Source organism: Acinetobacter sp. YH1901134, from assembly GCF_013416965.1.
Lineage (GTDB): Bacteria > Pseudomonadota > Gammaproteobacteria > Pseudomonadales > Moraxellaceae > Acinetobacter > Acinetobacter amyesii.
In genome coordinates this window covers 116,780-130,533 of the sequence record NZ_VPEW01000003.1, presented here as the reverse complement: position 1 = coordinate 130,533, position 13,754 = coordinate 116,780, and the positions used below count along the sequence as shown (strand labels likewise).

14 protein-coding genes are annotated in these 13,754 nt (G+C 40.2%); 6 read left to right on the top strand and 8 right to left on the bottom strand.

The window, feature by feature from the left end:
• Nucleotides 1-57: 57 nt before the first annotated feature.
• Both FTV50_RS02210 and FTV50_RS02205 read right to left on the bottom strand, forming a co-directional pair.
• Complete coding sequence (locus FTV50_RS02210; RefSeq protein WP_180003252.1) at nucleotides 58-507, bottom strand: thioesterase family protein; 450 nt, start codon at nucleotides 505-507, stop codon at nucleotides 58-60.
• Nucleotides 508-626: 119 nt separating this feature from the next.
• Nucleotides 627-2,009 (bottom strand): Do family serine endopeptidase, encoded by a 1,383-nt coding sequence (locus FTV50_RS02205; protein WP_111883975.1) that lies wholly within the window; start codon nucleotides 2,007-2,009, stop codon nucleotides 627-629.
• Between the two features lie 228 nt (nucleotides 2,010-2,237).
• On the opposite strand from FTV50_RS02205, the gene nadB reads away from it, so the two are divergent.
• On the top strand, nucleotides 2,238-3,884 hold the full coding sequence (gene nadB, locus FTV50_RS02200) for an L-aspartate oxidase (protein ID WP_180023353.1): 1,647 nt from the start codon (nucleotides 2,238-2,240) through the stop codon (nucleotides 3,882-3,884).
• A gap of 52 nt (nucleotides 3,885-3,936) precedes the next feature.
• Here the strand turns inward: nadB and FTV50_RS02195 are convergent, their stop codons facing one another.
• The 6 genes from FTV50_RS02195 to pabC all read right to left on the bottom strand — a co-directional run bounded on the left by FTV50_RS02195 (nucleotide 3,937) and on the right by pabC (nucleotide 8,946).
• Nucleotides 3,937-4,803, bottom strand: coding sequence for a histone deacetylase (locus tag FTV50_RS02195; protein WP_180023352.1), 867 nt, complete (start codon nucleotides 4,801-4,803; stop codon nucleotides 3,937-3,939).
• Between the two features lie 11 nt (nucleotides 4,804-4,814).
• Complete coding sequence (locus tag FTV50_RS02190) at nucleotides 4,815-5,783, bottom strand: hypothetical protein (protein ID WP_180023351.1); 969 nt, start codon at nucleotides 5,781-5,783, stop codon at nucleotides 4,815-4,817.
• A 195-nt stretch (nucleotides 5,784-5,978) separates the two neighbouring features.
• Nucleotides 5,979-6,398, bottom strand: coding sequence for a PaaI family thioesterase (locus FTV50_RS02185; RefSeq protein WP_180023350.1), 420 nt, complete (start codon nucleotides 6,396-6,398; stop codon nucleotides 5,979-5,981).
• Nucleotides 6,399-6,467: 69 nt separating this feature from the next.
• Nucleotides 6,468-7,073, bottom strand: a complete 606-nt coding sequence (tmk, locus tag FTV50_RS02180) for a dTMP kinase (RefSeq protein WP_180023349.1) — start codon at nucleotides 7,071-7,073, stop codon at nucleotides 6,468-6,470.
• 9 nt (nucleotides 7,074-7,082) lie between these two features.
• The gene (gene mltG, locus FTV50_RS02175; protein ID WP_180023348.1) at nucleotides 7,083-8,135 is read right to left on the bottom strand and encodes an endolytic transglycosylase MltG; all 1,053 of its coding nucleotides are present in this window, start codon (nucleotides 8,133-8,135) and stop codon (nucleotides 7,083-7,085) included.
• 1 nt (nucleotide 8,136) lies between these two features.
• Nucleotides 8,137-8,946 (bottom strand): aminodeoxychorismate lyase, encoded by an 810-nt coding sequence (pabC, locus tag FTV50_RS02170; protein ID WP_180023347.1) that lies wholly within the window; start codon nucleotides 8,944-8,946, stop codon nucleotides 8,137-8,139.
• Between the two features lie 161 nt (nucleotides 8,947-9,107).
• Here pabC and FTV50_RS02165 point away from each other — a divergent pair, with 161 nt between their 5' ends.
• The 5 genes from FTV50_RS02165 (at nucleotide 9,108) to cysW (ending at nucleotide 13,747) form a co-directional block, all read left to right on the top strand.
• Entirely contained in the window at nucleotides 9,108-10,115 is a 1,008-nt protein-coding gene (locus FTV50_RS02165) for a sulfate ABC transporter substrate-binding protein (RefSeq protein ID WP_180023346.1), read from the top strand.
• A 176-nt stretch (nucleotides 10,116-10,291) separates the two neighbouring features.
• Entirely contained in the window at nucleotides 10,292-11,305 is a 1,014-nt protein-coding gene (locus tag FTV50_RS02160) for a sulfate ABC transporter substrate-binding protein (protein WP_180023345.1), read from the top strand.
• A gap of 33 nt (nucleotides 11,306-11,338) precedes the next feature.
• Entirely contained in the window at nucleotides 11,339-11,944 is a 606-nt protein-coding gene (locus FTV50_RS02155) for an alpha/beta hydrolase (RefSeq protein WP_180023344.1), read from the top strand.
• A gap of 85 nt (nucleotides 11,945-12,029) precedes the next feature.
• A complete protein-coding gene (gene cysT, locus FTV50_RS02150) occupies nucleotides 12,030-12,863 on the top strand; it encodes a sulfate ABC transporter permease subunit CysT (RefSeq protein WP_078190342.1) in 834 nt (277 codons plus the stop codon).
• Entirely contained in the window at nucleotides 12,860-13,747 is an 888-nt protein-coding gene (cysW, locus tag FTV50_RS02145) for a sulfate ABC transporter permease subunit CysW (protein ID WP_180023343.1), read from the top strand. Before cysT ends, cysW begins: the two co-directional genes overlap by 4 nt.
• Nucleotides 13,748-13,754: the final 7 nt, after the last annotated feature.

The window sequence follows — 13,754 nt, the reverse complement described above, 5'->3', positions numbered from 1 at the left end:
TATCCTGGCTGTAGAACTTAACTAGTCTTCGCTTTAATATGAGGTTTCAATTAAAAATCAGAAATCATAAGCACTAAAATCAAGCGGATTTATGCTATCTGCGATGGGTTGATAAGCTTGGGTAAATGTTGGCGACATGCGCTTTGGACGGCCTGTAGCAATTTCAATGCATGCCCACTGTGTATTGCCTGTAAATAATATCGCTTTGTCTTTAGGGCGATAAAATACGTACTGCCGAAACGAATACAATGCATTGATATCATTTAGCCAAGTTCGTAAAATAATCTCCTCACCTTCGAGCGCTGCTTTACGATATTGCACATGATGCTCAACTGCGACCATGGCATGCTTCAATTCAATATATTCTTTTAAGCCTAAACCCAAAGCTTCAATATGTGCTGTCGCGACATCTTGCATCCAACTGACGTACACCACGTTATTCACATGATTTAATGTGTCGATATGTTCAGCTTGAACTGTAATTTTTAAATCAAAGATATCGCTCATAGCGTCCTGCAAATTTTAAATTGTGGCCCACAGTCTACCCATTTTTATCTAAGGGTGAATTGCAAAAACGCTAAAGTTAAAAAACCACTCGCTTGGAGTGGTTTTCATTTAGTAACTCATTACTGAATACGCATGCCCACAATCGCACGCTGTCCCTGACGAATCAAAGAAACACGTGCAATGCTACCATTTTTCAACTCAGAAATAACTTTCACAAAATCTTCAGCATTGTTTACGACTTTATTATTAACTTGGGTGACAACATCCCCCGGCTGAATTCGTGCTTGTGAAGCTATACCTCCTGCACGTACATCTTGAATTAAGACACCGCCTTTTAGACTCAGTTGTTTTAATTCATCTGCGTTTAAGTTGCGAATTGACACCCCAATCACAGGACCTTTTTTCACAGATGTCGTTTCAGCTTTTGCAGGCGTATCATCTGGTGCTGTGATCAAGGTTGCTGAAATATTTTGGCGTTTATCATCACGCAGCACTTCAAGCTGAATACTTTGATTTGGACCTGTACGATTAAGATAATTCAGCAGTTCGCCTGTACGTGAAATTGGTGTGCCATTAAATTTCAAAATGACATCACCCACTTTAAAGCCAGCTTTTGCAGCTGGTGAATTTGGTGCAACTTGAGTAATCAAAGAGCCTTCTGGTTTTGAAAGGTTATAAGACTCTGCAAGATTACGATCGATATCTTGTAGCATGACGCCTAAATAAGCACGTGTTACCTTGCCGTTTTTCTTTAATTGGTCTGCAACATCCATTGCAACATCAATGGGAATCGAGAACGATAACCCCATATAACCGCCTGTACCACTAAAGATACGAGAATTTACCCCGACCACTTCACCAGACTGATTAAATAATGGACCACCCGAATTACCCGGGTTCAATGCCACGTCGGTTTGAATGAATGGAACCGAGGTTTCTCCCATCATATTACGCATTTTAGCACTAACGATTCCTGCTGAAGCTGAATAGTCAAAGCCAAATGGTGAACCAATGGCCAACACTGGCTCACCTACACGTAAACGGTCAACATTGCCTGTGCGTAGCTCAGGAAAATTTGAACCTTTGACCTTTAACAAAGCCACGTCAGTCCGCTCATCACTACCCACAACTGTGGCATCAATTTCACGGCGGTCATTGAGTACGATGGTGACTTTCGAGGCATCTTCTACCACATGGTGATTTGTCAATAAATAACCATCTTTACTAATAAAGAATGCGCTTCCATAACCGGTCTTTTCTTGCGGCATTTTTTGCTGCGGAATAACCACCTGATTACCGAAAAAGCGTCGTAATATTTCTGGGACTTGTTGCTGCAAAAGCTCTTCTTGACTAAGCTTTTTAACCACATTCACGCTTACGACAGCTGGGCTGACTTGTTCAACCAAATTGGAAAAATCAACAGGACCCGCTGCCTGAGTCTGCACGCTAGCAACCGTAAACACAGCTGCATAGAGTCCCTTTTGTAAATACGATTTATTCATTGTTAGCATTCACTCAATTGTGCTTATCATTTGAAATACGTTAGTTTTTATCACAATGCAAGTCTAAGCTTCGTAATAAAATGTTTGATGATTATTTATGATAAATAATCTTAAACATTCCTTAAATATTACAGATCTATGAATATTTTTCATTATTTAGTTAATTTATAGTCATTGCGTTTTTAGGCAAAAACAGTTGTGATGACCGGACATTTTTAAAATTAGCTGATGGACATGTCTAATTTAAACACGATACATCAATTTGATGTAATTATTGTGGGAAGTGGCGGTGCAGGCCTAAGTTTAGCCCTATCGCTACCAGATCATTTTAATATTGCTGTTTTAGCTAAATCGACGCTGACGGATGCCAGCACATATTATGCCCAAGGTGGTGTTGCTGCCGTCCTCGATAAAACAGATTCCATTGAACAGCATATCAATGACACCATGATTGCCGGTGCGCATTTATGTGAAATGGCGGCGGTAAAACAAACCGTTGAAGGTGGTAAATCTTCTGTCGATTTTCTACTGAATCAGGGTGTGCAATTTACTTTAGACGAACAAGAACAGTTACATCTGACACGTGAAGGTGGTCACTCTCAACGGCGGATTATCCATGCAGCAGATGCCACAGGTCGTGCTATTTCCACAACATTGGTTGAACGTGCGCAAGAAAAAGCCAATATTCATATTTTTGAAAATTTTATTGCAATCGATTTAATCACCGCACAAAAATTAAATCCTGAAACTGAAAATCGTGCTCTCGGTTTGTATGCTTTAGATGAAAAAACCGAAAAAGTACATACCTTTTTAGCACCCTTCACTGCCCTTGCCTGTGGTGGTGCCATGAAAGCATATTTATATACATCAAATCCCGACATTGCGACGGGTGATGGTATTGCCATGGCCTATCGTGCAGGCTGCCGTGTTGCCAATATGGAGTTTAACCAATTCCATCCAACCTGTTTATATCATCCTCAAGCTCGCTCCTTCTTAATTACCGAAGCAATGCGTGGCGAAGGTGCCTATTTACGTCTACCTGACGGTGAACGCTTTATGCTGCGCTTTGATGAGCGTGCCGAATTAGCACCACGCGATATCGTAGCGCGCGCGATTGATTATGAAATCAAACGTCTAGGAATCCGTCATGTTTGGCTTGATATCACCCATAAACCTGCAGAATTTGTCAAAGAACATTTCCCAACATTGTATGCACGCTTAATGGAACTCGGTATTGATATTACCAAAGAAATGATTCCGGTGGTTCCAGCAGCACACTACACCTGTGGTGGCGTTGTGGTTGATGAAAACAGTCAGACCGATATTCCAGGCCTATATGCCATTGGGGAAACCTCTTATACCGGCCTACATGGTGCAAACCGTATGGCGAGTAACTCCTTACTGGAATGTTTCGTTTATGGCATGAGTGCTTCAGCACATATCACTGCACAGCATCAAGGGACTTATCAGGCGCCTCATGTCCCAGAATGGGATGACTCGCAAGTGACCAACCCTGATGAAGACGTGGTGATTTTGCAGAATTGGGACGAGCTTCGCCAAACCATGTGGAACTACGTGGGTATTGTCAGAACAACCAAGCGGCTTCAACGTGCGCTCCATCGTATTGAAATGCTCAATCGTGAAATTACCGAGTATTACCAAGATTACCAAGTCAGTAAAAATCTGATTGAACTCCGTAACTTGGTACTGGTATCAGAAATGATTGTGCGCTGTGCAATGGAACGTAAAGAGTCTCGTGGCTTACATTTTACTTTGGATTATCCAGAACAAGCCGATGAACTGCGTAAAACAGTGTTAACACCACCTGATTTCACGGTTGATTGCCCTGTAGTAAATACTGAGTTAGTCCCTTAAAAACTTTTAAATCAAAAAAAGCCGCACATGAAGTCGGCTTTTTTTGATTTTACTACCCATAAATGTGTAGTGCAGCTTTGAAAGTTTCTAAGTGTAGATTGACAAGATCATTCATATTTTGATAACCCCCAGCCAATACAAACATCAATGGTATATCTGCACGTTTAGCCAAGTTAAAGACCATTTCTTCACGTTTTTGTATCAAAGCGGTGCTAAACCATGATGAGCCAAAAGGGTCAGCTTGATGACAATCCATCCCTGCTTGATAAATAATTAAATCTGCACCCCATGCTTTAGCTTGCTGTATTCCTTCATGTATAGCCAAAGTATATTGTGCGAAATTTCCACGATCTTTATGCACATGCCGTGTTAAAGAACGTTCATAAGTAGGACAACCAAAATGTAGCCCATAAATACTAAAATTAAAAAGGTTCTCTAACCGTCTAGTAAAATCAGCTGTGCCGTTCCCCCCATGTTGATCGCAATCGAGTACAAAGATTTTTTTATTCGGATTCTGCTGTGCCACCAAAGCCAAACCATTGAATGTGCAAAATGATCCGCCATATTCAAACACTGCATGATGAAAACCCTGTGCAACATTTGCTGCAATGCCTTTTTGCAAAGCCATTTCTGCTGCCATCAACTGCCCTGCATTGATTCTCAGCACTGCATCTCGAAGCTGAGTATTCCAAGGCTTAAAACCTGAAAAGGTCGCAAGCTTAGTGGGCTGCCCTGTCATAAATGCGTCCACATAAACAGGATCATGCACTTGGCTTAAAATTTCAGCGTCGATACACTCAGGCTCATGTATTCTGATGTTCTGCCATTGTTCTAAAGCTGTTCCAACCGCCAATAATTTTTCCATACTATTGGTATGGGTATGAGCAAAATATTTTGGCGAAAAGCATACATCTAACATGATGGAAACACTCAAAGTTGCGCTATTGCCACATCAATTAATTGCTGAAGCTCAGTCGTACCTGGGCTATACAGACCATTATCCACTTGCTGCTGAAAATGTGTACTGAAGGCACGCTTTCGATTTTGAGGCGACACTGACAAAGTCGTTAAACGTAAAAACCACCACCCAGAAATAGCCTGATAAGGAATCACAAAGCCTTTAAACTCACGATTCCCCCGTTTTTCAACTAATTGTTCTGGATCATAATCGACGGAAAAAAGTGAACCAGCTGGAATACGGACACCATTCATGAGTACAGGTTTCAAGCTGATACAAGAATGGTTATCCCCCATATTTAACTTTTCCATAAATAAGGGCTGACCGTATTCATCTACAAAAATATTAATTTCACCGCTACGAAATACACGTCGATGTGCAATTTTTAAAAAGAAATTTTCAGCCATTGGACAAGAGCCAACTTTTGGATTTTTAGCCAGTGCTTGCACTTCAACGATTTGGTTTTCAGTTGATGATTTTGGCAAAATCAGATCTTCAATCAAGGAACAAATAAGCTGACTTTCTTCCAAATTTGCATGTTGCTGGATTTGACGCAAACTTTTTTGAAAATGCAATTCTTTCTGTAAAACCTCGTAAAAGTCTGTAAATTGTTTCAATTGCTGAATGTTTTGATTTAAATTTTGATTTAAATCTAGATGACGCCAACTAGACAAATCTAAATGATAAGCACGACTTTGATCTAAAATTTTGCGTAAACCATGCGTGTCATATTGATCAAAGAGTTTGAGATCTTGAAATTCATGTGATGCACGCGGCAAATTAATATATTCAGCTAATACACGTGTGGCTTGAGTATATCCACAGCCACGTCGTTCTGTTTGATGTGAGTAATGCTCATTCAGCATTTCTGTCAATTTTTCTGACAAAGGATATGCATGCTCCTGAAAGAGCCGAACAACTTCATGTGCAGTAGCAGTCATGTATTTAACCAATCAAATCTGTGATTCAATTATAGATTTAAAATAACACTTATGAGTTAATTGATTTCTACTAAGCCATTGAAATTATGCAAATAAAAATACACTACGCAGAAAATTCACCAACCAATGCACAATTTATTTAGACAGACTGCTGCATTTTAATCCAATCTAATTGATCAACTGCATATTTTCAGTTCAATATCGCTGCGGAGGAATCGAATAGCTACCGGTAATATGAGCCACAGGCTCTTCAACACCCTCTGAATACACCAACACTTCACCATAAATTATACTTTTGCCCACTTTTAACAATCGACACTCGCCTATTAAGTCTTTATTGGCTTCTGGTTTTCTTAAAAAATTAATATTCATATTGGTCGTGACCGCCAGTCCTACAATCCCGATCTCCCCCAATATAGCCACATATAGCGCAAAGTCAGCCAAAGTCATCATGGTTGGGCCAGAAATCGTATTACCTGGTCTTAGATCTTGTTCGGTGACATGCCAAATTAAGGTCGCGGTTTGCTGTCCAACCTCTTGAATCGTGCAATTTTTTAAACTTGGGGCAAATTCACGTTGTAAAAAATCAATAATCGCCTGCTTTCGAAGCGGCATAAAAAAATCATCCATAACTTTTGCTATGAATGATTTTTAAATCAATTACCTAACAAATACTATGGCATTTTAGATCTGCTGTAGTTGCGATAATGCCTGTTGGAATACATGCTCAGGTGTTTGGGTTGCGTCAAGGCGTTTCATTCGTTTAGGGTGCGTTTGATGAATCTCAGCAAAACCTGATCTTACTTTCTCAAAGAAAGTTGCTTTCTCTTGTTCAAAACGGTCTAAAGCACCACGCTCTCTTGCTCTTAACATTCCTGTTTCAATCGGTGCATCAAGCCAAAAAGTAATATCCGGTATACGCGCAACAAAACTTGCATTTAAGACATTGAGCTTGTCACGATCTAAACCACGTCCTGCACATTGATAAGCAAAACTCGAATCGGCAAAACGATCACATAAAACGATTTTACCTTCTGCCAATGCAGGTAAAATCACGCGCGCCAAATGCTGTGCGCGTGCAGCATACATAAGTAACAACTCTGTATCATCACTCATTGCTTCATCATGATTGACGGCCAAAAGTAATGCACGAATTTGTTCAGCCATAGGTGTACCACCCGGCTCACGTGTAAGTACGACATTTTTACCCAAATTTTGGAAATGATCATGTAATTTACGAATGAGTGTAGTTTTACCCACACCTTCCGTGCCTTCAAAGCTAATAAACATGCTCACTCCTTAGTTTTTCGCACGAATTACAGATAAATATTCTTGTACCGCGCGGTTATGGTCTTGCAAATTACTGCTAAATTTATGGCCGCCATTTCCTGTTGCAACAAAATATATATTGTTAGATGAATCAGGATGCATTGCAGCTTCAATGGCTTTTTGACTCGGCAAAGCAATCGGTGTTGGTGGTAAGCCATTGATCGTATAAGTATTATATGCTGTAGGTGTACGTAAATCTTGACGAGTGATATTGCCTTGGTATTTATCACCCATACCGTAAATCACAGTTGGATCTGTTTGCAAACGCATCCCTTGTTTGAGACGACGCACAAATACACCAGACACTTGTTCAAGCTCACTATCAATACTGGTTTCTTTTTCAATAATCGACGCCATGATCAAGGCTTCATATTTATCTTTATACGGTAAATCATTAGCACGATTTGCCCAAGCTTGATCTAGCGATTTCATTTGACGTTGGTACAAATCTTTTAAAATTTTACGATCAGACTCACCTTTGGCAAAGAAATAAGTATTCGGAGCAAATAAACCCTCTGGGTGTGAATATGGAATACCCAGTTCCTGCAAAATCTTTGAATAAGGCAGATTGCTAATGTCATGCGTTACCAATGGGTCATTTTTTAAAGCATCAATGAGTTGCTTAAATGTCGTCCCTTCAATCACTAAAATACGATTCATTTGCGCATTTTCAGAATTCGAAATCAACTCCATAACTTCTCGTACACTCATACCTTCATGAATTTCATACACACCTGCTTTTAAGGTGTCATTAATCATGAACTTTTGATACAACTTCAAAATAATAGGAAAATTAACTTGTTTCTCTTTCGCTAGTCGGTCAATAAATCCTGAATAGGTATCCCCTGCACCAATCGCCAACATTTGCTTTTTGCCTTCCACAGGATAGGCCTTAAATAAACTCGACCACAGTAAGATCGCCACAAGTACAACGATACCAAGTAGCACAACCAAACATGCTTTAAATGGAAAACCTGCTTTGGCAGATTTTTTCTTATTTGTTTTTTTAGACACGGTGGACATATTAACGAATCTGACTTAATTGAAGTGTTCGGAAAAGTTCAATACAAGCTTGAACATCTAACTCAACTCCATTCAGAGTTGATGCAATTTTCATAGGACTTAAAGCATTGCAGAAAAAAACACTCTGAAAATGCGTAATTTCATCCATATTGACGTGACGTTGAGTACATGGAATCTGAAGCTGCTGCATCCGTTTTAAAATTTCTGCACGCATGACACCATGTACGCCATTATAACGAAGTTCGGGCGTAATCCATCCTTCATTTGTGCGAATAAAACAATTACTGCTCACACCTTCAACAACTGTACCTTGTACATCCGTCACTAAAGCTTCGCCCCATGGGGTTTGATCCAACTCTGCTTTGAGCATGACTTGTTCTAATCGATTTAAGGACTTTAAGCCCACCAAACTTGGCATGGTTAACCCAATAGCTTGATGTAATACACCACTTTCGACAGTTTCGTACTCAAAATCTGCAACGGTTTTGGGGTAATAAAACACCCAAACATCTGCTGGGTGCTCAGGTAAACTATAGCCACGCTGACCAATACCACGACTCAACACAATTTTTAAAGTGCCATTGACGACATCTTGTTTACGTAACAATTTTAAAGTGTCTTCAATAAGGTTTAAATCTGCATTTAGCTTTAATCGCTCATTGCTCAGTTTTAATCGTGTAATATGTAAAGCTAAAAGTTCTATTTGTCCTTGGCGAATACGTGCCGTGCTAAAACAGCCATCGCCATAGTGAAAGGCTCGATCAAGTAAATTAACTTGTTCTATTTGCTGCGCATTTTTAAAACACTGCATACGTCGTCATCCCAATTACATCACTTTATTTTAAAAAATAATCGCTCAGCATATATTTCTTTTTTGTTCATATTAAATTCTTTTTTAATTATTTTTTCTGCATAAAAACTACAGATATTCTTGCCTCATCCAACAAAACATGTATAAAAATTGAGGACAACATGAATCTATCTAAATTAAAACTTGGGGTTTTGGCTGCATTCATTTCTGCCACAGCATTCAGTGCATCTGCCAAAGATTTCTTAAATGTGTCATATGATCCAACCCGTGAATTGTATGACAACTTCAATAAAGACTTTAGTGTTTACTGGAAAAAAACCACAGGCCAAGACATTAACTTTAAACAATCTCATGGTGGATCAGGTAAACAGGCTCGTGCTGTTATTGATGGTCTAGATGCCGATGTCGTCACTTTGGCTTTGGCTGCAGATATTGATGAAATTGCTGCACGTGGTTTAGTTGCAAAAGACTGGCAAAAGAAATTCCCACAAAACTCAACGCCATATACATCGACCATTGTGTTCTTAGTGCATAAAGGCAATCCGAAAGGCATTAAAGACTGGGGCGATTTAATTAAACCGGGTGTCGACATTATTACCCCGAACCCAAAAACATCGGGTGGTGCACGCTGGAACTATCTAGCAGCGTGGGCTTGGGCAAAACATCAAGCAGGTGGTAATGGTGCAAAAGCCCAAGAATTTGTCCGTCAAATTTATAAGCAAACCAAAGTCCTCGACTCAGGTGCTCGTGGTGCAACAACTACATTCGCTGAACGTGGTATTGGTGACGTGTTATTGGCTTGGGAAAATGAAGCACATTTGGCAGTTCGTGAACAGCCAGGTAAGTTTGAGATTGTGACCCCTTCACTTTCTATCTTGGCCGAGCCACCTGTTGCGATTGTAGAAAAAAATGCTAAGAAAGATGGCAATGAAAATTTAGCCAAAGCGTATTTAAATTATCTGTACTCACCTGCGGGTCAAACTATTGCCGCACAGAACTATTATCGTCCACGTAATGCGGCAGTTTTAGCAAAATATAAAAATGTTTTTAAACCTTTAAAACTCGTCACGATTGATAAAGAGTTTGGTGGTTGGAGCAAAGTGCAGAAAAAACATTTTGAAAATGGTGGTGTCTTTGACCAAATCGTGAAGATCAATAATTCAAAATAATGCTTTAAATACTGAAATGCATCTTCCTTTCGCATAAGGTCGATGCTTTTTTTTCATAGACATGCCTTTTATCTTTTTTATTCATATAAAATTCGTTTTTAATTATTTTTTATGCATAAAGATTGGCGCTATTCTTCACCCATGTTACAGATAAAGTAAAAATTATTGAGGTTCACATGAGTATTTCCGCAAAATTAAAATTGGGTGTTCTTGCTGCCGTCATCTCGACAGTTTCTTTTGGCGCAGCTGCAAAAGACTTTTTAAACGTATCTTACGACCCAACGCGTGAACTCTATGAAAGTGTGAATAAAGACTTCAGTAAATATTGGGAAAGCCGTACAGGTCAAAAAATTAATTTTAAACAATCTCACGGCGGTTCAGGTAAACAAGCGCGTGCCGTCATTGATGGCTTAGATGCCGATCTGGTGACTTTAGCACTGGCAGCAGATATTGATGTGATTGCAGAAAAAGCCAAACTTTTACCTGCAGATTGGCAAAAGAAACTTCCGCAAAACTCAACGCCATATACCTCAACGATTGTATTCTTAGTACGTAAAGGCAACCCAAAAGCGATTAAAGATTGGGGCGATCTAGTTAAACCAGGCGTGGGTATTATCACCCCAAACCCGAAAACCTCAGGCGGTGCACGTTGGAACTATTTAGCTGCATGGGCTTGGGCAAAACATCAAGCGGGTGGTAATGATACAACGGCTCAAGAATTTGTCCGAAAAATTTATAAAAACACCAAAGTGCTCGATTCAGGCGCACGTGGTTCGACTACGACCTTTGCTGAACGTGGTATTGGTGATGTATTGCTGGCTTGGGAAAATGAAGCACATTTAGCGATTCGTGAACAACCGGGTAAATTTGAAATTGTGACCCCTTCACTTTCAATTTTAGCTGAGCCCCCTGTTGCTGTTTTAGAAAAAAACGCAGAGAAAAAAGGTAATCTTTATTTAGCCAAAGGTTATTTAAACTTCCTTTATTCACCACGTGGTCAGCAAATCGCGGCTCAGAACTTTTACCGTCCACGTAACGCTACAACGCTTGCACAATACGCATCAGTCTTTAAGCCACTTAAACTCGTAACCATTGATAAAGAATTTGGTGGTTGGGATAAAGTCCAAAAAGCACACTTTGAAAATGGCGGCGTGTTTGACCAAATCGTCAAAGCCAACAATGGAAAATAAGACCATTCATTGACTGAATCAGGAGAACTTGACATGACACATACAGTAATTGTCCCGGGTGTAGGCGGTAGTGAACACGCACATTGGCAATCTTGGTTACAACGTCAGCTCATGTCTAGCTCTCGTGTTCAGCAAAAAGACTGGAATCATCCTGTACTAAAAGACTGGATTAAACAATTCGTTAAAACCGTACGACCTTTACAGGGTGAAATTCAAATTGTGGCGCATAGCTTTGGTTGTTTAACCACGGTGGCAGCATTGGCCTTGTATCCAGAACTTAATAAAAAAATCAAAAATTTAGTTTTGGTTGCGCCAGCCAATCCAGCACGCTTTGGAGAAAACGGCTTTGCACGCGACAGTACGACGGATTACAAAGCATTTTTTCATCAGTTAAGTATTCGTGTGCCGACAACGATGTTGATTAGTGAAAATGATCCTTGGCTAGCATTTGACGATGCAAAACAACTTGCTGATGCTTGGAAGCTCTACCCTGTAAATATGGGCGCTGTGGGTCACATTAATGTTGCATCAGGTTTTGGACCATTTCCTGAAATTTTCAATTACTTAATTTCAGAAAACCACATGAAACATATCAGCTTTACTGATGAAAACAAGTATTTATTTCAATTTGCTTTTTAAGTACTGAGCATTAAGCTTGTCGCAAAATCATTTATTCAATTTTGCTGACCTTTTAAGTCAGCTTTTCTCATTTTGAGGAGTCATCATGTCGCAGCGATCCCGAGTGCTGCCAGGATTTGGTCTTTCTCTAGGCTTTACCCTAGCGTATTTATCCTTAATTGTGCTCATTCCCCTTTCAGCCGTATTTATTAAGTCTTTAGGTATCGGTTGGGATGGACTATGGGAGATTTTAAGCTCAGAACGTATTTTAAAATCGTTACAACTGAGTTTTAGTGCCGCCATTATTGCTGCGTTAGTTAATGTGGTTTTTGGTTTACTCTTAGCATGGTGCTTGGTTCGTTATACCTTCCCGGGTAAACGTATTGTCGATGCATTGGTTGATTTACCTTTTGCATTGCCAACTGCCGTTGCTGGTATTGCATTAACTTCGTTATATGCACCGACTGGTTGGATCGGTCAGTACCTTGAACCCATTGGCATTAAAGTCGCATATACCCCGATCGGTATTACCTTGGCTCTCATCTTTATTGGTATTCCTTTTGTGGTTCGTACTGTACAGCCTGTACTGAGCGACCTAGAAACTGAACTTGAAGAAGCAGCTTCTGCACTGGGTGCAAATCGCTTTCAGATCGTGACCAAAGTGATCTTACCTATTCTATTTCCTGCGCTGTTAACAGGTTTTGCTTTGGCATTTGCTCGTGGTGTGGGTGAATATGGATCGGTGATTTTTATCGCAGGTAACCAACCCTTCAAGACTGAAATTGCCCCATTGATGATTATCTCTCGCCTTGAAGAATATGATTATGCAGGTGCGACCACGATTGCTGTTGTGATGCTGGTGATTTCTTTTGCCATTTTATTCTTAATTAACTTGGTTCAAGCATGGGCAAGTCGCCGTACAGGGAGAACTGCACGATGAATACGAACAGTAATGCGCTTGCGGAAAAATTACAGTCGCGTGATGCAACGCGTGAACCGACATGGGTTCGTTATACCCTGATCATCATTGCTTTAATTTTCTTCTTAAGCTGCCTGATTCTGCCATTGGTTTTGGTTTTCGTTGAAGCCTTTAAACAAGGTGTTGGCGTTTACTTCCAAGCATTGGTACATCCAGATACATTATCAGCAGTAAAACTTACGTTACTTACAGCTGTGATTGCCGTACCGTTGAACGTCGTCTTTGGTGTAGCTGCGGCATGGTCTGTTGCCAAGTTTAATTTCCGTGGTAAATCTACTTTAACCACGATTATTGATATGCCATTTTCAGTCTCTCCAGTTATTGCTGGCTTAATGTTGGTATTGATTTTCGGTACTCAAGGTTGGTTAGGCGGCTGGCTGATGGATAACGACATCAAAATTTTATATGCCGTTCCAGCCATTGTCCTTGCTACTGTGTTTATTACCGTTCCTTTTGTGGCACGTGAGTTGATTCCATTAATGGAAGCTCAAGGGACTGAGGAAGAAGAAGCAGCTATCGTATTGGGTGCTTCAGGCTGGCAGACTTTCTGGAAAGTGACACTTCCAAATATCAAATGGGGCTTAATCTACGGCGTGATTCTATGTAATGCACGTGCAATGGGTGAGTTTGGTGCTGTTTCTGTAGTTTCAGGTCACATTCGTGGCGAAACCAACACCTTACCGCTACACGTAGAAATCCTTTATAACGAATATACCTTTAGTGCTGCTTTTGCTGTGTCTTCACTATTAGCGCTCTTGGCGATTGTGACCCTGATTTTAAAAACATGGGTTGAACTACGTCAGGAACGACAAGACAAGCGTAAAGAAGATTCACAAGTTTCTTAAGGAATGA